Raw genomic sequence first — 24,488 nt, 5'->3', positions numbered from 1 at the left:
TTGTTCGGTCCAGAGTCCGGCCCGGCTCAGGCGCCGACCGACCCGGACCCGAGGGGCTCGACGGTCCCGCCGGACCCGGCAGGCCCGACGGCCTCGGCCGCGTCCAGGACCCCGGCGGGTTCGACGGGCCTCGCGGGTCCGGTGGGTCTCGTGGCTCCGGCCGCGTCCAGGGCCCCGGCGGGCTCGGCGGATCTCACGGGTCCGGTGCCTCCGGCGTGCGTGAGACGCTCGGCGGATTCGGGGCGGGCGCCGTTGAGGTGGGGCGGCAGCCAGCCGTCCCCGGTGACGTAGCGGCGGACGACCTTGGCCGGCACGCCGGCGATCACGCTGTGGTCGGGGAACTCGCCGCGCACCACGGCCCCGGCGGCGACCACGCACTGCCTGCCGATCCGGGTGCCCGGCAGGATGATCGCACCGGTGCCCAACCAGGAGCCCGAGCCGATGGCCACGGGGTTGTTACGCGGCCACTGGCGGCCGATCGGCGTCTCCGGGTCGTCGTAGACGTGGTTCTGGTCGGTGATGTAGACGTACGGGCCGGTGAACACGTGGTCGCCGATGTCGATCGACTGGTGGCCGACGATGTGGCTGCCCCGGCCGATCGAGCAGCTCCCGCCGATCCGCACGATCGAGTCCGGGCCCAGGTCCACCCCGGGGCCCATGCCCGCGGAGATGGAGACGCGCTCGCCGACCAGGGTGTGGTCGCCTATCTCGATCCACGCCTCACCGAAGATCGCACCGACCGGGAACGACAGACAGGCGCCCTCGCCGAGGCGGCGGAAGCGGTAACCGGCCGGACTGGCCGGGCTCACGGTGCCGGCCGCCCGGATCGCGGCCCAGCCGCGGTGAATGAGGCTGCCGGCGGCACGCCGTATCACGCCACGAATCGACATAACGGCCTAAGTTACCGCTTGGTCATTTTTCAGTGGAATACGGGTGGTGGGGTTGTACGGACGGTTCGGGGGAACGGTTTGATAACCTGAGAGTCCGTGGACAGGTGGGCCGCTATCAGGGCGTGCCGACCGATCTATGACGACCACGGGAGACTTCTTGCGCAGCGCCGCACACACCAAGCATCTGTTCGTCACCGGCGGCGTCGCCTCCAGTCTCGGTAAGGGACTGACGGCGTCGAGCCTCGGACGCCTTCTCAAACTGCGTGGTCTGCGGGTCACCATGCAGAAACTCGATCCCTACCTCAACGTCGACCCCGGGACGATGAACCCGTTCCAGCACGGTGAGGTCTTCGTCACCGACGACGGAGCGGAGACCGACCTCGACGTCGGCCACTACGAGCGCTTCCTCGACACCGAGCTGCACGGCTCGGCGAACGTGACCACCGGCCAGGTCTACTCCAACGTCATCGCCAAGGAGCGCCGCGGCGAGTATCTCGGTGACACCGTGCAGGTCATCCCGCACATCACCAACGAGATCAAGGACCGCATCCGGTCCATGGCCGGCCCCGACGTGGACGTGGTCATCACCGAGGTCGGCGGCACCGTCGGCGACATCGAGTCGCTGCCCTTCCTGGAGGCCGTGCGCCAGGTCCGCCACGAGGTCGGCCGCGACAACGTGTTCTTCCTGCACGTCTCGCTGCTGCCCTACATCGGGCCGAGCGGCGAGCTGAAGACCAAGCCGACCCAGCATTCGGTCGCCGCGCTGCGCAGCATCGGCATCCAGCCCGACGCGATCGTGTGCCGCTCCGACCGGCCGATCACCAACTCGCTCAAGCGCAAGATCAGCCTCATGTGCGACGTCGACGAGGACGCGGTCGTCTCCGCGATCGACGCGGCGAGCATCTACGACATCCCCAAGGTGCTGCACTCCGAGGGCCTGGACGCCTATGTGGTGCGCCGCCTCGGCCTGCCCTTCCGTGACGTCGACTGGAAGGAGTGGGAGCAGCTCCTGCGCCGGGTGCACCGCCCGGCCAAGGAGGTCACGATCGCGCTGGTCGGCAAATACATCGACCTGCCCGACGCCTACCTGTCCGTCACCGAGGCGATGCGCGCGGGCGGCTTCGCCAACGACGCCCGCGTCAACATCCGCTGGGTCAAGAGCGACGACTGCGAGACCCCCGAGGGCGCCGCCCGTGAGCTCGACGGCGTGGACGGCGTGCTCGTCCCCGGCGGCTTCGGCGTGCGCGGCATCGAGGGCAAGCTCGGCGCCATCCGGCACGTGCGGGAGAACAAGATCCCGCTGCTCGGCATCTGCCTGGGCATGCAGTGCATGGTCATCGAGGCCGCCCGCAACCTCGCCGGCATCGAGGACGCCGGCAGCACCGAGTTCGACCCCGAGACCACCCATCCGGTCATCTCCACCATGGCCGACCAGGAGGACGTCGTCTCCGGCGAGCGCGACATGGGCGGCACCATGCGGCTGGGCCTCTACCCGGCCAAGCTCACCGAGGGCTCCCTCGCCCGCCAGCTGTACGGCATGGCGAAGGTGGACGAGCGCCACCGCCACCGCTACGAGGTCAACAACTCCTACCGCGGGGAGCTGGAGAAGGTCGGCATGGTCTTCTCCGGCCTGTCGCCCGACGGACGCCTGGTGGAGTACGCCGAGCTGCCCGCCGACATCCACCCGTTCTTCATCGGCACCCAGGCGCACCCCGAGTTCCGCTCCCGGCCGACCCGCGCGCACCCCCTGTTCAAGGGCCTGGTCGGCGCCGCCCTGGCCTACGCCGACAGCCGTGGCAGCACGGCCAAGGCCGGGCGGGGCAAGTGAGCGACTCCGGGCTCGACGTCCAGGACGTCCCGGAGGAGTGGAAGGTCCTCTCCTCCGCCGAGCACTTCAGGGGGCGCGTCATCACCGCGGTGACCGACGCGGTCCTCATGCAGGACGGGGAGGTCGTCAACCGCGACTACGCGGTCCATCCGGGCTCGGTGGCCGTGGTCGCGCTCGACGAGCAGGACCGGGTGCTGATGATCCGCCAGTACCGCCACCCGGTCCGGCGGATGCTCTGGGAGCTGCCGGCGGGCCTGCGTGACATGGAGGACGAGCCGCTGCACGTCGGAGCCGCGCGCGAGCTGGCGGAGGAGACGGGCTATCGGGCGGAGACCTGGCACACCCTGATCGACGCCTTCACCTCCCCGGGGATGACCGACGAGCGGACCCGCATCTTCCTCGCCAGGGGGCTGAGCCCCATCCCCGAGGGGGAGCTCGACTTCGTCCACCGGCACGAGGAGGTCGACATGCCGGTGGTCTGGATTCCCCTGTCCGACGCGGTTCGGCGTGCCCTGGCGGGAATGATCCACAATTCCCAAGCCGTGGCCGGTATTCTCGCCGCATACGCCGCTTCGGCGGATGCTTTCGCCTCCCTGCGGCCCGCCGACGCGCCGGAGGCATGACAGGAGGACACCCTGAGCGAGACGGAGGCCGTCCTCTCCAGCTACCTCTCCCACCTGGCGCTGGAGAGGGGCCTGGCTGCCAACACACTGGCCTCCTACCGCCGTGACCTCCTGCGGTATGTGGAGCACCTGAAGAGCCGTGGCCGCGTCACCTTCGGTGAGATCGCCGAGGCCGACGTCACGGCCTTCCTGACCGCACTCAGAGAGGGCGACGAGGAGCACCAGGCCCTCGTCGCCAGCTCGACGGCGCGCGCCGTCTCCGCGGTCCGCGGCCTGCACCGCTTCGCGCTGCGCGAGGGCGTCTCCGACCACGACCCGGCCCACGGGGTGCGCCCGCCGCGGCAGCTCAGGCGGCTGCCCAAGGCGATCAGCGTGGACGACGTGGAGCGGCTCATCGCCGCCTCCGGCCCCGAGGGCGCGCCGCTCACGATGCGCAACCGGGCGCTGCTGGAGCTGCTGTACGGCACGGGCGCGCGCATCTCCGAGGCCGTGGGGCTCGCCGTGGACGACGTCGACCTGGGCTCGCAGACCCAGCAGGTGCGCCTGCGCGGCAAGGGCGGACGCGTCCGCCTGGTGCCCCTGGGCCGCTTCGCCCGGGAGGCGCTGGGCGCCTACCTCACCCGGGCGCGCCCGGGCATCGCCGCCCACGGCAGGGGCACCTCGGGGCTGTTCCTCAACGCCAGAGGCGGCCGGCTCACCCGCCAGGGCGCCTGGGAGGTCCTCCAGGCGGCCGCCGAGCGTGGAGGGCTGGCGGGAATCTCGCCACATATCTTGCGACATTCGTTCGCAACGCACCTCCTTGACGGGGGTGTGGACGTTAGGGTGGTTCAGGAACTACTCGGCCACGCCTCGGTGACCACCACGCAGGTATACACCCTGGTCACGGTCGACAAGCTCCGCGAGGCCTATGCCGCGGCGCACCCGCGCGCGCGGCATTGACCTTGCTTATATCCGGGCGTGCCGCCTTGCCGCATACGTGTTGACGCCATAGTGTCCGTCCGGACGGTCCGGTTCGAGGCCGTCAGGGAGGTTCGACTGGTGACTGTGACCACCGACGGTTCTGTCCGGGGAACGACCCCCGGAAACCCCGAGAATCCCTGGGGGGACACCAAGACCGCCGGGACCCCTCACACTGGGGGAGTCCTCGGCCCGACCGGGCGACCCCGTCCGGTCTTTCCCGATCCGCCCCCCCGTACGGTGCACGGGCCGGCGCGTGTCGTGGCCATGGTCAACCAGAAGGGCGGCGTCGGCAAGACGACCACCACCATCAACCTGGGCGCGGCGCTGGCCGAGGCCGGGCTCAAGGTGCTGCTGGTCGACTTCGACCCGCAGGGCGCCCTCTCCGTCGGCCTCGGGATCAACCCCCACCAGCTCGACCTGACGGTCTACAACCTCCTGATGGAGCGGCAGATCACCGCCAGGGACGTGTTGATGGAGACCGGTGTCGAGGGCATGGACCTGCTGCCCAGCAACATCGACCTGTCGGCGGCCGAAGTCCAGCTCGTCACGGAGGTCGCCCGCGAGCAGGTGCTCGGCCGGGTGATCAAGCCGCTCCTGCCCGAATACGACGTGTGCCTGATCGACTGCCAGCCCTCCCTGGGCCTGCTCACGATCAACGCGCTGGCCTGCGCCCACGGCGTCATGGTGCCGCTGGAGTGCGAGTTCTTCGCGCTGCGCGGGGTCGCGCTGCTCATGGACACCATCATCAAGGTCCAGCAGCGCATCAACGAGGACCTGGTCATCGAGGGCCTGCTCGCCACCATGTACGACGCGCGGACCCTGCACGGCCGCGAGGTGCTGGCCCGGGTGGTCGAGGCGTTCGACGACAAGGTCTACCACACAGTGATCAACCGGACGGTCCGTTTCCCCGACGCCACCGTGGCCGGTGAGCCCATCACCAGCTTCGACTCTTCCTCGCTCGGCGCCAGCGCCTACCGCGAGCTGGCCCGCGAGGTCCTCACCAGGTGGGCCGCGCTGGAGCGGTGATTGCGGTCCCGGGTGCGGGACAATGGTGGGATGACCGAGCAGCCGCAGACGGCCGACGGCGCCCTCGGGGCCCAGCCGGCCGACAACACCTTCAGGGTGCACCTGGAGGTCTTCGAGGGCCCCTTCGACCTGCTGCTCGGTCTGATCTCCAAGCACAAGCTCGACATCACCGAGGTCTCGCTCAGCCGGGTCACCGACGAGTTCATCGCCTACATCCGGGCCCGGGGCCCGGAGTGGGACCTGGAGCAGACCAGCCACTTCCTGCTCGTCGCCGCGACCCTGCTCGACCTCAAGGCGGCCAGGCTGCTGCCCTCCGGCGAGGTCGACGACGAGGAGGACCTCGCCCTCCTGGAGGCGCGTGACCTGCTGTTCGCCCGCCTCCTGCAGTACCGCGCCTACAAGGAGGTCGTGAAGGTCTTCTCCGGGCGGATGGCCGAGGAGGCCCTGCGCTACCCGCGGACCGTGCCGATGGAGGCCCAGTTCGCCAACCTCCTGCCCCAGCTGGTCCTGGGCATCGGCCCCGAGCGCCTGGCCCAGCTCGCCCAGCGGGCCTTCGCCCCCAAGACGCCCCCGTCGGTCTCCGTCGCCCACATCTACCAACCGCTCGCCAATGTCAGGGATCAGGCGGTTATCCTTGTCGAGCGGCTGCGGCGGGTGCGCCGGGCGACCTTCCGGGCCCTCACCTCCGACTGCGCCGGCACCTTCGAGGTCGTCGCGCGTTTCCTGGCCGTCCTGGAGCTCTACCGGGAGGCGGCCGTCTCCTTCGACCAGGTGGAGCCCCTCGGAGAACTGCACGTGACCTGGACCGGGAGCGACGACGGGGACGTCGCCGTGGCCGACGACTACGACGAGAGCACCAAGAGAGAGCCTGCCCATGACTGACGTGGTGCCCGAACCGGACCTGCGCGCCGGATTGGAGGCCATCCTGCTCGTGGTCGACGAACCGGTCAGTGAGATGACCCTCGCCCAGGTCCTGGAACGGCCCACCGGCGAGGTCGCCGCCGCACTCCGTGAGCTGTCGGCGGAATACACCGACGGCGGTCGGGGTTTCGATCTGAGAGAGGTCGCGGGTGGCTGGCGGTTCTACACGCGGGCCGAGTGCGCGGCCCTCGTGGAGCGGTTCGTCCGCGACGGCCAGCAGACGCGGCTCACCCAGGCCGCACTGGAGACCCTGGCCGTGGTCGCCTACCGGCAGCCGGTCAGCCGGGCCCGGGTGGCGGCCATCCGAGGCGTCAACAGCGACGGTGTCATGCGCACGCTGGTGACGCGGGGGCTGGTCGAAGAGGCCGGCACCGAACCGGAGAGCCAGGCCGTGCTCTACCGGACAAGTTCGTTCTTCCTGGAACGGATGGGCCTGCGGGATCTCGACGAGCTCCCCGAACTGGCGCCGTTCCTTCCCGATGACGTGGAAACCCTAGAGGAGCACAAGTAGTGAACAGCAGGCGCAGCACCCCGTCCGGTGATGGACGCGGTCGAGGCCGTGGCGGAGCCCCGCGCGGTGGCGGCCCCCGTGGAGGCGACAACGCCCGGGGCGGCTCCCGCTCCGGCGGATCCCGCGGCGGATCGCAGGGCGGTTTCCGCTCCGACCCGTCGCGCCGTGACGATCGCGGTGGCTTCCGGGCCGAGCGCGACGGTTCGCGCAGCCGTTACGGCGGGCCCGCCGAGGGCGGCTCCCGTGCCGACGGTCCGCGCCGTGACGACCGCGGTGGATCGCAGGGCGGTTTCCGTGCCGGCGGTCCGCGCCGTGACGACCGTGGTGGTTTCCGTGCCGACGGTCCGCGCCGCGATGACCGCGGTGGATCGCAGGGCGGTTTCCGTGCCGACGGTCCGCGCCGTGACGACCGCGGTGGATCGCAGGGCGGTTTCCGCTCCGGCGGTCCGCGCCGTGACGACCGTGGTGGTTTCCGTTCCGACGGTCCGCGCCGCGATGACCGCGGTGGATCGCAGGGTGGCTTCCGCTCCGGCGGTCCGCGCCGTGACGACCGTGGTGGTTTCCGTGCCGACGGTCCGCGCCGCGATGACCGCGGTGGATCGCAGGGTGGCTTCCGCTCCGGCGGTCCGCGCCGCGATGACCGTGGTGGTTTCCGTTCCGACGGTCCGCGCCGTGACGACCGCGGTGGCTTCCGGGCCGAGCGCGACGGTTCGCGCCGTGACGACCGTGACGGCTTCCGCCCGGACGCCCCGCGCCGTGACGACCGTGACGGTTTCCGTTCCGACGCTCCGCGCCGTGACGACCGCGGCGGTCAGCGCGGCCGGTCCGGTCCGGACCGTGGCCGCGGTGAGGCGGCCGGCGGCGGCTCCCGTGGCCGGTTCGGCAGGACCGGGCGGCGGGACGAGGTCCAGACGATCGGCGGTAAGCGGGCGGGCTCGTACGGCGAGCCCCGCGCCGCCGCCGGCCGCGGCCCCGCCAAAGCCGAGCGCAGGCCCGGCGCGATCGAGAACGACCGGTTCAAGACCTCCCGCCAGCCCAAGCGGGACTCCGACTTCTACGACCGTGACTACGTCGACGAGCGCGACACCACCGAGGTCCCGGACGGCGTCCGGCTGCAGAAGGTCCTCGCCCAGGCGGGTGTGGCCAGCCGCAGGGCCTGCGAGGACATGATCGGCGACGGCCGGGTGACCGTCGACGGCCAGGTGGTCCGCCGCTTCGGCGCCCGGGTCGACCCGGCCAAGCAGGTCATCCACGTGGACGGCAAGCGCCTGCCGACGATGCCCGACCTGGTCTACCTCGCCATCAACAAGCCGATCGGCGTCGTCAGCACCATGTCCGACCCCGACGGCCGCCCCTCGCTGGCCGACTTCGTGGCCGACCGCACCGAGCGGCTGTTCCACGTGGGCCGTCTCGACACCGAGACCGAGGGTCTCATCCTGCTCACCAACGACGGCGAGCTGGCCAACCGGCTCACCCACCCGAGCTACGGCGTGCAGAAGAAATACTGGGCGAAGGTCCCCGGCAAGATCGAGCGGGACCTGGGCCGGCGCCTGAAGAAGGGCATCGACCTGGAGGACGGCATCGCCAAGGCCGACTCCTTCACCCTGGTCCAGGAGCACGGGCAGCAGGCCCTGGTGGAGATCGTCCTGCACGAGGGCCGCAAGCACATCGTCCGCCGCATGCTGGAGGAGGTCGGGCACCCGGTCATCGACCTGGCCCGCATCGAGTTCGGCCCGGTCAAGCTCGGCCGCCTCAAGCCGGGCACGGTCCGCGCGCTGACCCTCAAGGAGGTCGGCGAGCTCTACGCCGCCGTCGGCCTGTAACCTTCCGTAATACGCACGTCCAGGACGCGCCGGGCCGCCCGTGGGTGGCCCGGCGCGAACGGTATGGAGGAACGACGATGGTGCGGGCGATCCGCGGCGCGATCCAGGTCGAGGGCAACGACCGGGAGGCCATCCTGTCCGGGGTGACCGAGCTGGTCACCGAGGTGATGGGGCGCAACAGGCTCACGACCGACGACGTGATCAGCGTGATCTTCACGGCCACGCCCGACCTGACCGCGGAGTTCCCCGCCCTGGCCGCCCGCAAGCTCGGCTTCCACGACGTGCCGCTGATCTGCGCCTCCGAGATCGACGTCCCGGGTGCGCTGCCCCATGTCGTCCGGCTGATGGCCCACGTGGAGACCGACCGGCCCCGCCAGGAGATCCAGCACGTCTATCTGCGCGGCGCGGTGGCGCTGCGCGTGGACATCGCCCAGTGACCCCGTCATGCGTCACCACGCCCGCCGAGCCCAGGGAGCACGCGTGAGCGGCCTCGAAAGCGTCCTCGTCGTCGGCACCGGCCTGATCGGCACCTCGGTCGCCCTGGCCCTGCGCGAGCAGGGGGTCACCGTCTACCTGGCCGACCGCGACGCCGGAGCCGTACGGCTGGCCCGGGAGCTGGGCGCCGGCACCGAGTGGACCGCCGGGCGGAGCGTGGACCTCGCGGTCATCGCGGTCCCCCCGCACGTGGTCGCCGACCGGCTCGCCGACCTCCAGAAGGCCGGCGCCGCCCGCTTCTACACCGACGTGGCCAGCGTCAAGGCGCTCCCGCTCCGGCAGGCCGCCGACCTCGGCTGCGATCTGACCACCTACGTCGCCGGGCACCCGCTGGCCGGCCGGGAACGCTCGGGGCCCGCCGCGGCCCGGGCCGACCTGTTCCTGGGCCGTCCGTGGGCGCTGTGCCCGACGGAGGAGACCTCGCCCGACGCGGTGGAGGCCCTGCGCGGGCTGATCAAGCTCTGTGGCGGCGAGGCCGTCGAGGTCGAGGCCGCCGAGCACGACAGGGCTGTCGCGGTCGTCTCGCACGCCCCGCACGTGGCCGCCTCCGCGGTGGCCGCCCGGCTCGCCGAGGCGCCGGAGACCGCGCTCGGCCTGGCCGGGCAGGGGGTCCGTGACGTCACGCGCATCGCGGCCGGCGACCCGGGCCTGTGGACCGGGATCCTGTCGGGCAACGCGCTGCCGGTGGCCGACGTGCTGGAGGCGGTGGCCGCCGACCTGGCGGCCGCGGCCGCCTCGCTGCGGGCCTCCGCCGACCCGGCGGCCATGGGGCGGGTCACCGAGCTGCTGCACCGCGGCGTCGCGGGCACGGGCCGGATCCCCGGCAAGCACGGAGGCCCGGCACGCACCTACGCGACCGTCCAGGTCATCATCGGCGACCGCCCGGGCGAGCTGGCCCGGCTGTTCCTGGTGGCCGAGGAGGCGGGCGTCAACATCGAAGACGTCCGGCTGGAGCACGCCCCCGGGCTGCCGCTGGGCGCCGCCGACCTGTCGGTGCAGCCCGAGGCGGTGGAGACGCTGTCGGCGGCGCTGCGCGCGCACGGCTGGCAGCTGCCGTAACGGGTCGTCCCGCGCCCGCTCCGGCGGGAGGCGGGACGCTCGGGGGCGATCGATGCGTGCTTCCGTCCCCGCTCCCGGTAGCCTCGTACGGACAACTGAAGCGGGCTGCAAGGGAGAGGCGTCGTGACCGGACTGGTCGTCGCCATGGACGGTCCTTCGGGGTCGGGCAAGTCGAGCGCGTCGCGCGGGGTCGCGCGGGCGCTGGGGCTGCGTTATCTCGACACCGGAGCGATGTATCGGGCGATCACGTGGTGGATGCTCGAACGGGGCGTCGATCTCACCGACCCCGGGGCGATCGCGGCCAGGGCCATGGAGCCGGTTCTCTCCATGGGCACCGACCCGGACGCCCCGTCGGTGGCCGTGGACGGCCTCGACGCCGCCCTGGCCATCCGCACCTCCGAGGTCACCGCCGCGGTCTCCGCGGTCAGTGCCGTGCCCGAGGTGCGGCGCCGGCTGGTGGCCGAGCAGCGTGAGATCATTGGCGCCGGCGACATCGTCGTCGAGGGCCGTGACATCGGCACGGTGGTCACGCCCGACGCCCCGGTCAAGATCTATCTGACCGCGAGCGCGGACGCCCGGGCGCTCCGCCGTACGGCGGAGCTCACCGGCACCACGGTGGAGGCGCAGAAGGCCGCGATGGCCAGGCGCGACACCCTGGACTCGACGCGGAAGGCAGACCCGCTCTCGATGGCGGCCGACGCCGTCGAACTGGACACCACGGCGCTGAACCTGGAAGAGGTCATCGCCGTGGTGCTACGTGTGATTAAGGAAAAGGCGTGACCGGGGAAGAAGACAGCGGCTGGATCGAGGCTGAGCTGGCCGATCTGGGTACCGACGACAGCTCTGAGCAGGAAGCGGGCCACGACTCCGGCCCGCAGCCGGTCGTGGCCGTGGTGGGCCGCCCCAACGTGGGCAAGTCCACCCTGGTCAACCGGATCATCGGCCGCCGTGAGGCGGTCGTGGAGGACGTGCCGGGCGTGACCCGTGACCGGGTCACCTACGACGCCACCTGGCGTGGCCGCCGGTTCACGGTGGTCGACACCGGTGGTTGGGATCCCGACGCGACCGGCATGGCGCTGAAGATCGCCGAGCAGGCGCAGGTCGCGGCCGAGCTGGCCGATGTGATCCTGTTCGTGGTGGACGCCGTGGTGGGCGTGACCGACGCCGACGAGATCGTCGGCCATGTGCTGCGCGGCTCCGGCAAGCCGGTCATCCTGGCCGCGAACAAGGTCGACAACCAGCAGATGGAGCTGGAGGCCGCCGCCCTGTGGTCCCTGGGCCTGGGCGAGCCGCAGCCGGTCTCGGCCCTGCACGGCCGCTCCAGCGGCGACCTGCTGGATGTGATCCTGGACAAGCTGCCGGAGACGCCGCAGCAGCGCTTCGGCGTCGAGCGCGGCCCGCGCCGGGTGGCCTTGCTGGGCAAGCCCAACGTGGGCAAGTCCTCGCTGCTGAACAAGCTGGCGGGTGAGGAGCGAGTGCTCGTCGACCCGATGGCGGGCACCACCCGCGACCCGGTCGACGAGCTGGTCCAGCTCGGCGGCAAGACCTGGCGCTTCGTCGACACCGCCGGCATCCGCCGGCGCGACCGCGAGCTGAAGGGCGCCGACTTCTACGCGAGCATGCGCACCCGGGGCGCGCTGGAGCGCTCGGAGGTCGCGGTCGTGCTCATCGACGCCAGCGAGGTGCTGACCGAGCAGGACCTGCGGATCATCTCCCTGGTGATCGAGTCGGGCCGGGCCATGGTCGTGGCGTTCAACAAGTGGGACCTCCTCGACGAGGACCGCCGCTACTACCTGGAGAAGGAGATCGACCGCCAGCTCATCCGCGTTCCGTGGGCGCTGCGGGCCAACATCTCCGCCAAGACCGGCTGGCACGTGGAGAAGCTCGTCCCGGCCATCGACAGGGCGCTGGAGTCCTGGTCCACCCGGGTGCCCACGGCCCGGCTCAACGCCTTCCTCACCGACCTGGTCGCGGCCACCCCGCCCCCGGTCCGCGGCGGCAAGCAGCCCAAGATCCTCTTCGCCACCCAGGCGTCGACGGAGCCGCCCAAGTTCGTGCTGTTCACCTCGGGATTCCTCGAGGAGACCTACCGCCGCTTCATCGAGCGCCGCATCCGCGAGGAGTTCGGCTTCGCCGGCTCTCCGATCGAGGTCACGATGAAGATCCGCGAGAAGCGGCCGGCCCAGAAGAAGTGACGGCCGGCGGACGGCCCGGCTCACGCCGGGCCGTCCGCCGTTTCCGCGCGTCCTCGGACGGGGTCCGGCTCACTTCACGGCCGTGTCCGCCGGCCGGTGCGGCAGCAGCAGCGCCACCAGCGCCCCCGCCGCGCACAAGGCGGCGGTGAGCAGGAAGATCTCGCTGTACTCGGTGTGCAGGGCGGCCCGCACCTTGCTCTCGTAGTCGGCCAGTCGTCCGGCGTAGACGGTGGGGTCCACGCCGAACGGCAGCGGCGTGTCCAGGTCGGCGGTGAGCGACTGGAAGCGGTGGAAACCCCAGGCCGACAGCCCGGCGACACCGAGCAGCATGCCCATCATCCGGGCCACGACCACCGCCGCCGACGCCACGCCGTGCTGGGCGGCCGGCGTGGCCCGCAGCACCGCCGAGGAGACGGGGGCGATCACCACGCCCAGGCCGAGCCCGGCGACGACCAGGTCGACGTCCATGCGGTATCCGGCGGCGGCCAGGTCGGCGGGCCACTGGCCGATCCGGACATAGCCGGCCGTGGCGAGCGCCAGCCCGGCCACCGCGACCACCCGCTCTCCGTACCGGCGGGCCACGACCCCGCCCAGCAGCGCGGCCGCCGAGAGCGCGATGAGGAAGCGGGACAGCACGAGCGCGCCGTCCAGCGTCTCCAGCCCGAGCAGCGTCTGCGCCGACAGCTGCACGTCCACGAGCGTGACCAGCAGTGCCGCGCCGGTCAGGAAGCTCACCCCGAGCGTGGCGAAGAACGGCCCGCGCAGGACCCCCGCCAGGTCGATCAGCCGGGTCCGGGCCCGGCTCTCCCACCCGGCGAACGCGGCGGCGGACACCGCCCCTGCCACGATCATGGGCAGGCCCCACGGCGGCAGGACCGACGCGCTCGGGTCGGGGTTGTAGAGCCCGGCCACGAGCAGGCCCAGCGCCAGGGCCAGCAGCAGGCCGCCGACCACGTCGACGCGGGTCCTGGCGGCCGGGCCGCGGACCGGCGGCGGTACCGACCGGTGCACGGCCACCGCGGCCAGGGCGACCAGGGGGAGGTTCAGCCAGAAGATCGACCGCCAGCCGCCGAGCTGGACGCCGCCCAGCTGCAGGGTGGGCGGCACCAGGGCGGCCAGGGCCGCGCCGTACAGGGGGCCGAGCACGCTGCCGAGCTCCTGGGCCGCGCCCACCGCGCCGAGGGCCACCGGGCGGTCGCGCTCGTCCCACAGGTCACCGACCAGGGCCATGGTGATGGGCAGCAGCGCGCCGCCCGCCAGACCCTGCAGGGACCGCCCGGCGACCAGCCAGGCGACCGTGCCGCCCAGCGCGGTGACGACCGAGCCGGCCGCGAAGCCCGCCAGGCAGAGATGGATCAGCGGGCGCCTGCCGTACCGGTCGGAGAGCCGGCCGAGCAGCGGCATGGCCGCGATGTAGCCCAGCAGGAAGCCGGTGACGATCGGGGTGGCCCGCTCCAGGTGGTTCAGCGGGACGTCGGCGTCCTTGGCGATGTCGACCAGGACGGTGACCACGACATAGGCGTCCAGGGCGGCCAGCAGCACCGCGGTGCCGCCCACGCCGAGCGCGGTCCGCCGCCGGGCGGCCGGATCCCCGCCGGGTCCGGGGCCGGTCGCATGGCCGGGCGCGGGGGGCGGGACAGGGTCGGTCACGGGTCACTCCGCCGGTGCGGTGACCTGGACCGGCACGTCGTAGTCGCGGAAGGTGACGATCACCTTGCCGCCGTTCAGCGGCAGGTCGGCCTTGAGCAGGCGGTTGGTGGACCTGTCGATCCAGAGCCTGCCGTTCACGCTCTGCGTGAGCCCCGGCACCATCGTGGCCAGGACCTGCTGGGAGAGCGTCGCCGAGACCCGGTAGGCGCCGGTGCCGTCCACCTTCTCCTCGGCCTCGGTCTTCGGGTCCAGCGCGTTGGTCAGGAGCTGGACGATGCCCCTGTCGGGGTTGAGGATGGCCGACGGGTCGTAGATAGAGGCCAGCTGGCTCCGCGATATCTTCTGGAAACCGCCGGTCACGCCTTTGAAGTGGACGGTCTCCCCGATCAGGACGAACTGGATCTCCTGGAGGCTGCCCGCCAGGTCGATGTTGATGGTGCCGTCGGCGTCGCCGGTCCCGCTGAGGCGGCCGCTGGCCTTCTTGACCGGCACCGGCGGGGTGCCTTCGGTCTCCATGGTGAAGGCGGCGGACTTGACGCTCCGCATCGCCTCGGCGGACTTCTTGACCAGCTCGGCCCCGCCGGGCAGCGCCGCCTGGTCACCGGAGGAGCCACCGCCGCCGCAGGCGGTGATCAGGGAGAGCGCGGCGATCACCGCGGCGACGAGGATCCGGCGAGCAGACATGGCCGGATCGTAGCGACCGCTCGGTCAACTAAGGGAGAACCCGCCGGTATCGGTTTCGCTTCAGCGCAGGCTTTTGAGGTGGCTCACCACGGGGACGTAGGCCATCTCCAGCTCGTTGAGCTGGTCGTCGGTGAGCAGGTCGATGAAGTGCCGGCGCACGCTGGCCACGTGGTGCGGCGCGACCTTCTGGATGGTGGCCCAGCCGTGCTCGGTGAGCACGGCGAAGGTGCCGCGCCGGTCGTCGGCGCAGGTCTCCCTGGCGACCAGTCCGGCCGTCTCCATCCGGGAGATCTGATGGGACAGGCGGCTGCGGGACTGGATCGTGGCGTCGGCCAGGTCGCTCATGCGCATGCGGTGCTCGGGGTGCTCCGAGAGGTTGACCAGGATCTCGTAGTCGTTGACCGAGAGCCCGAAGGTCTGCAGATCGCGATCGAGACGGTGCTCCAGGAGCTTGTGCGCGGCCAGGTGGGCACGCCAGGCCCGCTGCTCAAGTGAGTTGAGCCAACGGGGATCCTCGGTGTCCACCGATCGCTCACCCTCGTCCGTCTGCTGTGCGGGCGGCTCCGTCCGGCCGGCCATTCCGCTTCCCGCGTCGGCGCGCTCCCTGCTCATAGGTCAGAACCTACATCAGACGGCCGTGACCACCTCCTCGTAGGAGAGGCGGGGGAGACGGTCGAACCACGCGTTCTCGCCGGGCCTGCCGATGTTGACGACGGCCAGCACGGTGTGGGCGTCGTCGAGGAACTCCTTGTCGATGCCGGCGGCGTCGTAGCCGGCCATCGGGCCGGCGGCCAGGCCGGCGGCGCGGACGCCCAGGATGAAGTAGCCGAGCTGCAGGGTCGCGTTGAACCTGGCCGAGTGGGTGCGCCTGGCCTCGTCGGCGGCGAACATGTCCCTGGCACCGGTGGCGTGCGGGAAGACCTTGGGGAGCTCCTCGTGGAAGTCCAGGTCGGCGGCGAGGATGGCGACCAGCGGAGCGGCGGCGGTCTTGGCCTGGTTGCCCGGGTTCATGAGGGGGATCAGCCGCTCGCGGGCTTCGGGGCTGCGGACCAGGACGATCCGGAGCGGCTGCTGGTTCATCGCGGTCGGGGCGTACTTGACCAGGTCGTAGATCGCCCGGATCTGCTCGTCGCTGACCGGCTCGTCGGTGAAGGTGTTCGCCGTGCGGGCGTCACGGAAGAGCAGGTCCTGGGCGTCGGAGGAGAGCACGAGAGCCATCTTTGTGTCCTTAAATGCTTTATGGGCTATATGTCCGCATCAACATAGGTGAACCTTCAACTATTCCGGACCGGCTCCCGAGACGTGGCTCACAGGCACGTACAGTGATCGAGTGGTGGACAAGGCGGCGGAGAAGACCGGATCGGAGAGCCTCGGCACGGTGGTCGTGGCGGGTCTGGCCAACCTCGCGATCGCGGTGGCCAAGCTGGTCGCGGGTCTGATCAGCGGCTCGTCGGCGATGCTGTCCGAGGCCGTGCACTCGGCCGCCGACACGGTCACCGAGATACTGCTGTTCGTCGCGGTGCGCCGGGCCGGCCACCCCGCCGACGCCCGGCATCCCTTCGGGCACGGCATGGCCGGCTTCTTCTGGGCGCTGATGGCCGCCTTCGCCACCCTCATCGGCGGGGCCGGATTCTCCATCACCCACGGCCTGCACGAGATCGGTCACGGTGAGGAGCTCGCCGACCTGAGGATCTCCTATGCCGTCCTCGCGGTCTCGGCCGTCATCGAGGGCGTCTCGTTTCTCAAGGCGCTGTCACAGGTGCGGGCCGAGGCCGCACGGCTGAAGGTGAGCCCGCAGCGCTACGTCTCCAGAACCACCGACACCGCGCTGAAGGCCGTGCTCTTCGAGGACGGGGCCGCCCTGGTGGGCCTGCTGATCGCCGCGTGCGGCCTGCTGGCCTACCAGCTGACCGGATCCCCCCTGTGGGACGGCGTCGCCTCGGTGGCGATCGGCCTGCTGCTGCTCGCAGTCGCGCTCAACCTCATCCGCACCAACGTGTCCCTGCTGATCGGCCAGGCGGTGCCCGTGCGGATGGAGCAGGAGATCAGGGCCGAGCTGCTCGCCCTGCCCGAGGTCGAGGAGGTGGTGGAACTGCTGACCATGATGCTGGGGCCGGACGAGGTGCTGGTCGCCGCCCGGGTCGACTTCGCCGACGACACCACCGGGGCCGTCCTGGAGCTGGCCGCCGACCGGGTGGCGCGCAGGCTCCAGGAGCGCTTCTCCTCGATCTCGCAGGTGTTCCTCGACCCGACCCCGGGAAGGTCAGCCCAGAGTGGCCGGGTGGTCGGTGACGACGCAGACCGCGACGGCTGAGGCCGTCCGCCACTCCAGCAGGTGCCTGCCCTCCCACTCCATGCGGTGGAGCCGGGCTCCGTCGAGGCGGGGCCCCGGTCCGTCGGGGGAGGACGCCTCCACCGTGATGTCGGGGGAGGACGCCTCCACCGTGATGGGGAGCGCGGACAGGTCCGCGGTGCTCAGGTCGTCCAGGGTGAGCTCGCCGCGCTTGATCAGCGCCTCCTTGCGGACCCAGAGGCGGATCAGCTCCTCGCTGTCGCGGACCAGGGCTCGCTCCGCGGGGGCCAGGACGTGCGCGACCAGGGCCTTGTCCATGGGGCCCGCGGGGACGCGCTCGGCGTCCACGCCGACCCGGCCCGGACCCACCGCCGCGCACACGTATCCGTGGCTGTGGGAGAGGCTGACGCCGAGTTCGGGGACCTCCGGGAAGTACGGCTTGCCGTGCCCCGGCCCGCAGCGGTCGCAGTGCTGCAGCAGCGTCAGCCGGTCCTCGGGGACGCCGACGACCTTGGCCGCGCACTGCCGTACCAGGAGATGGGCCGCGACGAAGTCGCGCCGGTCGCTCTCCCTGAGGAACGTCGCCGCGCGTTCACGCTCGATCTCGGTGAACAGGTCCATTCTGTCGGGGGAGTAGATCTCGTCGGTGGGACCGGCCAGCACCAGGCAATCGCGCATCTGCCCAGATTAAGCGTTTTAGGGCCTTAAAAGGTGATCTATCAATGGATCGCCGGCGATACGGCGACCGCCCCGGCCGTCACTCCGCTCCGGGACGGTGGCCGGGACCCCGAACCCCCCGAGTAAGACCGTGGGCCCGACGCCGGGTTCCTCCCGCTTCGGTCAGGCCCGCTTCAGGCGGGCGGACATCGCCATGGGACCTTCCCTCGCTCCTGCCCGTCACTCGGCGATCAGGTCGTCCGGTGTCGAGCGGGCGAGACCGGCGAGCGTGGCCAGGGCCCGTGCGAGGGTTTCGGTGGGCGGGGAGGCGAGGCCGAGACGGATGGCGTTCGGGGCGCGATAGTGGCCGACGGCGAAAGCCGCCGCAGGAGTGACCGCGATGCCCTGGCGCGCGGCGGCGGCGACGAAGGTGTCGGCCCGCCACGGCGGCGGGAGCTCCCACCAGCAGTAGAAGGAGTGGGGGTCGCTGTGCACCGCGAACTCCCCCAGATGCCGGGTGACGAGCTCCTGGCGGGCGGTGGCCTCCCGCTGCTTGGCGCGGGCCACCGTGTCGACGACGCCGTCGCTCAGCCACCGGGTCGCGGCGTCCAGCGCGAAACGCATCGGCGTCCAGCCGCCGGAGCGCAGGGCGGTCGAGACGCTTGCGCCGAGGGCCTCGGGGACGACGGCGAATCCGAGCGTCAGGCCGGGAGCGAGCCGCTTGGAGAGGCTGTCGACGAGGATGGTCCGTTCGGGGGCCAGCGCGGCGAGGGGTGGGAGGTCGGGGCGGAGGAAGGACCAGATCGCGTCCTCGATCGCGTGGAGGTCCAGCCGCTCCAGCAGGCCCGCGAGCTCGGCCCGACGCTCCACGGGCATGGTCAGCGACAGCGGGTTGTGCAGCGTCGGCTGGAGGTAGATGGAGGCGAGCGGGGTCTTGCGCGTGGCGGCCTCGACGGCCTCGGGGACCACTCCGGCCGCGTCGACGGCCAGCGGCACGAGGGTGACGCCGAGGCGGCCGGCGATCGCCTTGACGACGGGATAGGTGAGCTCCTCCACGCCGATCCTGGCTCCGGGGGAGGCCAGCGCGGCCATCGCGGCGGCGATCGCCTGGCGACCGTTGCCCGCGAACAGGACACGCTCCTGGTCCGGCCGCCAGTGCCCGCGCGCCAGCAGCTCGGCGACGCGGCTGCGCGCCGGGAGCGTCCCCGCCGCGCCCACCGGACGCATGGACGACTCCAGCACGTCGGGGCGGAGCAGGGAACCGATGCTCGCCGCCTGAAGACTCGCCTGCTCGGGCACGAAGGCGTAGTTGAGCTCCAGATCGACCCTGCTGCCGGCCGGTTCGGCGAGAGCGGGGTCGGGGCGTGGAGCGGCGGCCCTGACGAACGTGCCGCGTCCGACCTCGCCGACCGTCAGGCCGCGGCGGACGAGTTCCTTGTAGACGCGGGCGGCGGTGGAGTTGGCGATGGTGCGCTGGCGCGCGAACTCCCGCTGCGGCGGCAGGCGGTCGCCCGGCCGTAGCCGCCCGGCCGCGATGTCCGCCGCCACCTCGTCAGCCACCCGCCGGTAGTCATCCATGGCCGTCTCCTCCCCGACAGAATTCAAGCACAAAATTGCTCCGAGTTCAATTTCTAATATTGCACTGAAATGAATTGAGGAGATAGCTTCGCCATATCGGCGCAATCGGCGCGCCCCCGGAACGATTACCTGGGCCTGCGACGACCTCGGGGCTCGAGCGCAGAAGGTGGACGGTGGCAATGGTCGAACAGAGCGCGCTGCTCGGTGTGGTGTCGGTCGCGCTGGGCATGGTGCTGTCCCCGGGCCCGAACATGATGTATCTGGTATCGAGAAGCATCAGCCAGGGGCGCCGGGCCGGGATCATCTCCCTGGGTGGGGTCGCGGCCGGATTCCTGGTCTACCTGGTGGGGGCGAATCTGGGCCTCGCGGTGCTGTTCGCCGCTGTGCCGGAGCTCCTCACCGCCATCAGGATCATCGGGGCGCTCTATCTGCTGTGGCTCGCCTGGAAGACCGTCAAACCCGGCGGCGTATCGGTCTTCACCGTTCAGGACGTGCCCGCCGACTCCCCGCGGCGGCTTTTCACCATGGGACTGATGACGAACCTGCTCAACCCGAAGATCGCCATCTTGTACATCTCGATCATTCCGCAGTTCGTTGACCTCGACAGAGGCGACGTGCTGCTCCAGGGCATCATCCTCGGCGGCTTCCAGATCATGGTGGCCGTCTCGGTGAACCTGTCGATCGTGCTGGCCGCCGGAGCCGTCGCGGGCTTTCTCACCCGCCGCCCCTCCTGGCTGCGGGCCCAGCGGATCACCATGGGGAGCCTGCTCGGGGTGCTGGCCGTCATGCTCGCCCTCGGCAACTCCGGGAGTTTCACCCCCCACCTGGCATAGCGCTCCTCCGGCTCGCCCTGCCCGGTGCCGCCGGGGACACACCCCTGCCTGGTGCGGGCTGAATTTCTCATAGCGGTTGGGGCGTGATCATGGAACCGAGAGGCCCGGGAACCGGGCCGCCTTCTCCGGAGCCGGCTTCGCCCCTCGACGGAGCGTCGTGGCGTTCTCGATCCAGCGGTGGGGAGTGTCCCGCCGACAGGAGTACCGGGGCTCCCCGGGACCGGCGCAGCCGGGAGTGACCGCCCGCCGGATCCCGGCCGGGAGAGCCGGCTCGACGCCGTGGGCCACCCCAACCGCCGCGACAGCGCGAGGACGCGCTGCAGGACTCGGACGGCCACACCGCAGGGAGTCCGGCCGTATTGAGCCATTGCCGGTAACGGCCTGTTGCTCTCGGTAGCGGGCGAGGCCGACTGATGCGCTGGGTGATCAGAAAGCGTAAAGCCTCTGGTGGAAGTGGCCTTGTCTAAAGATCAACTTCGCAGCCAGAGGCTCACGTGCCCACCAGTGTCACATACTCGGCAGGGCCGTTGAGCGCTCAACTGCTTCACCCAGGCCGTGCTCATCCTGCGCTGGTTCCTCGACAACACCTGCATCAAACAGTTCGCGATCGATCACGACATGACCTGCGCCCGCCGCACGGCGTCATCACCGCCCTTGCCGCCGTCCAGATCACTCAGGCCGCACTCGCCCTGCTCAACCACGGGCACGACTGGACCATGTCAGCATCACATAACGTGATCTTCATTGTCGTCACGGTCGACGGAACCCAGGGGGTTCTGGAGCTGTAACCCGGGTCTGTCAATACCTCGCAGGTCACCTCCTTGGTGGACTCCGTGCAGACGCGGCAGACCGTTCCCGGGCGGAATCGTTGGGGGCATGCGACTATCCAGACTCCGAATTGCGGCGTTGACCGCGTCCGTGCTCACGTTCATCGCCGCATTGGCCACCGAGGCGCTGCCCTCGCTGTCCTACACCACCGGGTTCGCTCCGCATTGGGTGACGGCCGCCGCCGCCCTGGCCGGTGCGGGCTTCGCCGTCTTCGAACGGCCGGTCGCCGTGGGCTGGCTCTCGTCGGTGCTGTTGCTCTGGTCGGCGGGTGGGCTGGTGCTCGACTGCTTCCGCGCGTTCTTCGTGGTGACCGGGATACCGGCGGGGGAGTTCGCTCGGGTGGACGGGCCCGGGATGGCGGGACGGGCGCTCAGTCTCGCTGCCACCGGGCTGGTTGGGGCGCTGGTGCTGCGGCGCACCCGGCTGCCGAGCGGGCCGTGGCTCGGTTACACGGCCTTCGCGCTCGGGTTCATCTATCCGACGGTCAAGCTGTACTGGTCGCTGGGCGGGTCGTTGCTGCGCCCCGCCGACTACTCCGAGGGATTTCCGTACGGTGAGATGATCATGCTGGCCATCGGGGCGGTCGGATCGTTGGCCCTCGTTCAGGCGTGGGGGAGGCGGCTGCCGCGCGGGCTGGTGCTGTTCGGCGGTTGGACGGGAGCCGCTATGTTGAGCACCATGGGGAGCATGTCCGTGTTCGGCACCCTCTCGCAGCTCATGGGCGTGACCGACGGGCCGGTGCCGCTCGGTGACGCCTCAGCGGTCGTCATGGTCTCCTGCGTGTACGGGAGCTGGCTGCTGTTCGGGCTCGCGGTGGCCGGGGCCACCCTGGTCTACCAGCGGCAGAGCGCCAGGGTGCTCGCGCGGTGATGCGGTGGGTGGCGGGGCCGCGGGCGTTCGACGCTGTGGTCGCGTTCGTGGTCGGGGTACCACTGTTCCTGCTCTCGGTCGTGGTGGCGGTGCTGTCGGTGCCGGGGGAGCGGGCGGCGATCCTGGTGGCGGCCTGCCTGCTGGCGCACGTGGCGTTCGCCTTCCGCCGGGACCTGCGCGTATTCCTCGTGATCGCCGTGGCGCTGGCCGTACAAGCAGTCGTGACCGGGCTCTTCATCGTCCTGCCGACCGTCGTGCTCTTCCCGCTCGCCCTCTACTCCTGCACCGCGTACGGCAGGTCGTACCTACCCGTGGTCGTGGGACTGGCGGGGGCGGGACTGGCGGCGGCCAGGTTCGCCACGGACTCCAGCGTCGCGGCCGCCCATCTGGGACCGAATCCGTGGATGCTGCTGGGTCTTCTGGTGGCCATTGTGGTGGCGGCCTGGGGGCTTGGCCTGTACCGCAGGACTCAGCTCGCCTACGTCAACCTCCTAAAGGAACAGGCCAGCATGTCAGCCGCTCAGGCCACCCTGGCGGAACGGGCCAGGATCGCCCGCGAGATGCACGACGTGGTGGCCCACGCCCTGGCCGTCATCGTCGCCCAGGCCAGAGGTGGGCGACTGATCCCCGACCGCGCCACCGAGGTGCTGGCCACGGTGGAGGAGACCGGACGTCAAGCGCTCACCGAGATGCGCGGCTTGGTCGGCGTGCTCCGCTCGGACACCGCCGTCGGCTCCGAGGCCGGCGATCTGCGGCCGCAACCGGGGCTGGCCGAACTCCCGGAGCTGCTGGATCGGACTCGCGCGGCCGGGCTCGCGGTGACCATGACCACCTCCGGTAGGGCGCGGCCGATCGGGCCGGGGGCGGAGCTGGCGCTCTACCGGGTGATCCAGGAGGCGTTGACCAACACGCTCAAGCACGCGGGCGGCGGAGCGAGCTCGTCGGTCAGATTGTCGTGGACGCCGGTGAACCTGGAAGTGGCCGTGGCGGACGACGGCCGGGCTCCCACACCGACTGCGGGCACGGCGCCGGGCAACGGGCTGGCCGGGATGCGCGAAAGACTGTCGGCAGTCGGTGGCACGCTCTCCGCCGGACCCGCAGAGGAGCGGGGCTTCGTGGTGACGGCCCGCTTGCCATACCAGAAGGGCGCAGTGTGACGATCCGGGTGTTCGTGGTGGACGATCAGGACCTCGTGCGTACCGGCACGATCATGGTCATCCAGGCTCAGGACGACATGACCGTCGTGGGGGAGGCGCGCGACGGCCTCGAAGCCCTGACCAGGCTCGGGAACATCGTCGCCGACGTGGTGCTCATGGACGTGCGGATGCCTCTCCTCGACGGTGTGGAGGCCACCCGCAGGCTCCTGACCGGGGCCGGGCCCAAGGTCATCGTGCTCACTACGTTCGACCTGGACGAATACGCCTTCGCCGCGCTCCGTGCGGGCGCCTCGGGGTTCCTGCTCAAGGACGCGCCCGCCGAGGAGATCGTGGCCGCCGTCCGGACCGTGCACGAGGGCGACGCGGTCATCGCACCCTCCACCACCCGGCGGCTGCTCGACCACGTCGCCCCCACCCTGCCGCTGCCGGCCGATCCGCCCATCCCCCTCACGGACCGCGAGAGGGAGGTCCTCCAGCACATCGCACAGGGCGAGACGAACGCCGAGATCGCCGGGCGCCTCTTCCTCTCGGAGGGCACGGTCAAGACCCACGTCGGTCGCATCCTGGCCAAGCTCCAGCTCCGCGACCGCGTCCAGGCGGTCATCTGGGCCTACGAACATGGCCAGATCCCCCGCACATGAGCTCTGCACGGATCGCGGCCAGGTCCGGGAGAGTCAGTAGCGGCGGAAGCCGCTGTCTCGCCACAGCGAGACGGCCTCGATGGCATAGGGCCGAAGGGTTCCGCTTTCAAGATCATTCGAGAGGGTTTGCGATGGGATATCCGTGATCGCCTCACATGATCCGTCCGTGCTCCAGCTGAAGTCGGACGAGAGCCGCGGCGGCGATCCGGGTGATCCGGCTCGGATCGAGGCTGACTCGCCGCAAGGCTTTGAACGTGGTCTTGAGCAAGGTGTCCGCCCGCTCACCGATCCCATGAACGCCTCGTATGAGCTGGTCGAAAGCGCGCTGCGCCTCAGTGATCTCACTGTCCTTGGGCTGCTTGAACGGCATCCTGAACATCTCCCTGGCCCCCCTCATATCCCAGGCCGGTGAGTGTGATCAGGCCAGACTCGGTCGCGTTGAGCGACAGAGCCTCCAGCAGGCCGCGGGTACGGGCACAGGTCAGGTCGTGCTCCCGGCCCGGCCGGACCGTCGACACCCAGATCGGCCAGCCGTCCGGGGTGAAGAGGACCTGGATGTTGCCGCCGTGATGCTTGTGCTTGCCTGACCAGTACAGGTCGGCGCCGTTGGGCCCGGGAGTGGAGATCCGGTCGGTGCGGATCAGCATGCCGTCCAGGTTGAGATGCGTCAGCCCGGCCTGGGTGGCGCTCTCCAGCGCGGTCGTCAGGTCCGGGGCCTGCTCCGCCAGGACATCGATGCCCTCGTGCAGCAGCCGGCAGGCCGTCGATCTGCCGATGTGGTTGTCACAGGCCGCTGATACTGGACGGCAAGTGAAGCCTCTCGCTGTGGACTTGATCTCTTCGCAAAGACCAGTTCCAGCAGGGGCTTCACCCATGTCCGGGGCCAGGAGCCAAGGACGGTTCACAGGCTACGCAGCGTGATCGACGATCACCGGGAAGGTTCATTGAGCTCCCTTCTCCCAAGCA

23 protein-coding genes and 1 pseudogene are annotated in these 24,488 nt (G+C 70.9%); 16 read left to right on the top strand and 8 right to left on the bottom strand.

Going from position 1 to position 24,488, the window contains the following annotated elements; all coding sequences use genetic code 11:
• Positions 1–26: 26 nt before the first annotated feature.
• Positions 27–890: an acyltransferase gene (locus ACZ6R6_RS06390; RefSeq protein ID WP_470090675.1), complete on the bottom strand. Its 864-nt coding sequence runs from the start codon at positions 888–890 to the stop codon at positions 27–29.
• 157 nt (positions 891–1,047) lie between these two features.
• On the opposite strand from ACZ6R6_RS06390, the gene ACZ6R6_RS06385 reads away from it, so the two are divergent.
• From ACZ6R6_RS06385 to der, 11 genes are all read left to right on the top strand, one after another.
• The gene (locus ACZ6R6_RS06385) at positions 1,048–2,718 is read left to right on the top strand and encodes a CTP synthase (protein ID WP_470090673.1); all 1,671 of its coding nucleotides are present in this window, start codon (positions 1,048–1,050) and stop codon (positions 2,716–2,718) included.
• Positions 2,715–3,341, top strand: coding sequence for an NUDIX domain-containing protein (locus tag ACZ6R6_RS06380; RefSeq protein WP_470090671.1), 627 nt, complete (start codon positions 2,715–2,717; stop codon positions 3,339–3,341). Before ACZ6R6_RS06385 ends, ACZ6R6_RS06380 begins: the two co-directional genes overlap by 4 nt.
• A 12-nt stretch (positions 3,342–3,353) precedes the next feature.
• Complete coding sequence (locus tag ACZ6R6_RS06375; protein WP_470090883.1) at positions 3,354–4,280, top strand: site-specific tyrosine recombinase XerD; 927 nt, start codon at positions 3,354–3,356, stop codon at positions 4,278–4,280.
• Positions 4,281–4,379: 99 nt separating this feature from the next.
• Positions 4,380–5,327, top strand: a complete 948-nt coding sequence (locus ACZ6R6_RS06370) for a ParA family protein (RefSeq protein ID WP_093887137.1) — start codon at positions 4,380–4,382, stop codon at positions 5,325–5,327.
• 30 nt (positions 5,328–5,357) lie between these two features.
• Positions 5,358–6,209: a segregation and condensation protein A gene (locus ACZ6R6_RS06365; RefSeq protein ID WP_470090669.1), complete on the top strand. Its 852-nt coding sequence runs from the start codon at positions 5,358–5,360 to the stop codon at positions 6,207–6,209.
• A complete protein-coding gene (scpB, locus tag ACZ6R6_RS06360) occupies positions 6,202–6,759 on the top strand; it encodes an SMC-Scp complex subunit ScpB (protein ID WP_470090667.1) in 558 nt (185 codons plus the stop codon). Before ACZ6R6_RS06365 ends, scpB begins: the two co-directional genes overlap by 8 nt.
• Entirely contained in the window at positions 6,759–8,582 is a 1,824-nt protein-coding gene (locus ACZ6R6_RS06355; protein WP_470090666.1) for a pseudouridine synthase, read from the top strand. Before scpB ends, ACZ6R6_RS06355 begins: the two co-directional genes overlap by 1 nt.
• Positions 8,583–8,659: 77 nt before the next feature.
• On the top strand, positions 8,660–9,019 hold the full coding sequence (gene aroH, locus ACZ6R6_RS06350; RefSeq protein WP_470090664.1) for a chorismate mutase: 360 nt from the start codon (positions 8,660–8,662) through the stop codon (positions 9,017–9,019).
• Positions 9,020–9,026: 7 nt separating this feature from the next.
• Entirely contained in the window at positions 9,027–10,136 is a 1,110-nt protein-coding gene (locus ACZ6R6_RS06345) for a prephenate dehydrogenase (RefSeq protein ID WP_470090662.1), read from the top strand.
• Positions 10,137–10,259: 123 nt separating this feature from the next.
• Positions 10,260–10,916, top strand: a complete 657-nt coding sequence (gene cmk, locus ACZ6R6_RS06340; protein ID WP_470090660.1) for a (d)CMP kinase — start codon at positions 10,260–10,262, stop codon at positions 10,914–10,916.
• A 35-nt stretch (positions 10,917–10,951) separates the two neighbouring features.
• Complete coding sequence (gene der / locus ACZ6R6_RS06335; RefSeq protein WP_451930466.1) at positions 10,952–12,331, top strand: ribosome biogenesis GTPase Der; 1,380 nt, start codon at positions 10,952–10,954, stop codon at positions 12,329–12,331.
• 69 nt (positions 12,332–12,400) lie between these two features.
• Here the strand turns inward: der and ACZ6R6_RS06330 are convergent, their stop codons facing one another.
• Genes ACZ6R6_RS06330 through ACZ6R6_RS06315 form a run of 4 tightly spaced genes read right to left on the bottom strand, consistent with a single transcriptional unit; the run spans position 12,401 to position 15,883 of the window.
• Positions 12,401–13,981: an MFS transporter gene (locus ACZ6R6_RS06330; RefSeq protein WP_470090658.1), complete on the bottom strand. Its 1,581-nt coding sequence runs from the start codon at positions 13,979–13,981 to the stop codon at positions 12,401–12,403.
• Positions 13,982–13,984: 3 nt separating this feature from the next.
• On the bottom strand, positions 13,985–14,665 hold the full coding sequence (locus tag ACZ6R6_RS06325; RefSeq protein ID WP_470090657.1) for an LppX_LprAFG lipoprotein: 681 nt from the start codon (positions 14,663–14,665) through the stop codon (positions 13,985–13,987).
• A gap of 60 nt (positions 14,666–14,725) precedes the next feature.
• The gene (locus tag ACZ6R6_RS06320) at positions 14,726–15,277 is read right to left on the bottom strand and encodes a MarR family winged helix-turn-helix transcriptional regulator (protein ID WP_470090655.1); all 552 of its coding nucleotides are present in this window, start codon (positions 15,275–15,277) and stop codon (positions 14,726–14,728) included.
• Between the two features lie 15 nt (positions 15,278–15,292).
• Entirely contained in the window at positions 15,293–15,883 is a 591-nt protein-coding gene (locus ACZ6R6_RS06315; protein WP_470090653.1) for a malonic semialdehyde reductase, read from the bottom strand.
• Between the two features lie 112 nt (positions 15,884–15,995).
• Between ACZ6R6_RS06315 and ACZ6R6_RS06310 the strand changes: the two genes are divergently transcribed.
• The gene (locus tag ACZ6R6_RS06310) at positions 15,996–16,979 is read left to right on the top strand and encodes a cation diffusion facilitator family transporter (RefSeq protein ID WP_470090652.1); all 984 of its coding nucleotides are present in this window, start codon (positions 15,996–15,998) and stop codon (positions 16,977–16,979) included.
• Here ACZ6R6_RS06310 and ACZ6R6_RS06305 read toward each other — a convergent pair.
• Positions 16,929–17,636: a 4'-phosphopantetheinyl transferase family protein gene (locus ACZ6R6_RS06305; protein WP_470090650.1), complete on the bottom strand. Its 708-nt coding sequence runs from the start codon at positions 17,634–17,636 to the stop codon at positions 16,929–16,931. The genes ACZ6R6_RS06310 and ACZ6R6_RS06305 overlap by 51 nt on opposite strands.
• A 219-nt stretch (positions 17,637–17,855) precedes the next feature.
• A complete protein-coding gene (locus ACZ6R6_RS06300) occupies positions 17,856–19,193 on the bottom strand; it encodes an aminotransferase-like domain-containing protein (RefSeq protein WP_470090648.1) in 1,338 nt (445 codons plus the stop codon).
• A gap of 179 nt (positions 19,194–19,372) precedes the next feature.
• Between ACZ6R6_RS06300 and ACZ6R6_RS06295 the strand changes: the two genes are divergently transcribed.
• The 4 genes from ACZ6R6_RS06295 to ACZ6R6_RS06280 all read left to right on the top strand — a co-directional run bounded on the left by ACZ6R6_RS06295 (position 19,373) and on the right by ACZ6R6_RS06280 (position 23,522).
• A complete protein-coding gene (locus ACZ6R6_RS06295; RefSeq protein WP_470090881.1) occupies positions 19,373–20,026 on the top strand; it encodes a LysE family translocator in 654 nt (217 codons plus the stop codon).
• A 906-nt stretch (positions 20,027–20,932) separates the two neighbouring features.
• Positions 20,933–21,724 (top strand): hypothetical protein, encoded by a 792-nt coding sequence (locus tag ACZ6R6_RS06290; RefSeq protein WP_470090646.1) that lies wholly within the window; start codon positions 20,933–20,935, stop codon positions 21,722–21,724.
• A complete protein-coding gene (locus ACZ6R6_RS06285) occupies positions 21,724–22,881 on the top strand; it encodes a sensor histidine kinase (RefSeq protein ID WP_470090879.1) in 1,158 nt (385 codons plus the stop codon). Before ACZ6R6_RS06290 ends, ACZ6R6_RS06285 begins: the two co-directional genes overlap by 1 nt.
• On the top strand, positions 22,878–23,522 hold the full coding sequence (locus ACZ6R6_RS06280; RefSeq protein ID WP_470090644.1) for a response regulator: 645 nt from the start codon (positions 22,878–22,880) through the stop codon (positions 23,520–23,522). The genes ACZ6R6_RS06285 and ACZ6R6_RS06280 overlap by 4 nt, the downstream gene beginning before the upstream one ends.
• A 151-nt stretch (positions 23,523–23,673) precedes the next feature.
• Here ACZ6R6_RS06280 and ACZ6R6_RS06275 read toward each other — a convergent pair.
• Positions 23,674–24,328, bottom strand: a pseudogene (locus tag ACZ6R6_RS06275) (HARBI1 family protein); the annotation flags it as partial.
• Positions 24,329–24,488: the final 160 nt, after the last annotated feature.

This window comes from Streptosporangium sp. NPDC048886, assembly GCF_055586905.1.
Note: the sequence above shows the minus strand (reverse complement) of the source record. Positions and strands in the feature narration are given on the sequence as shown.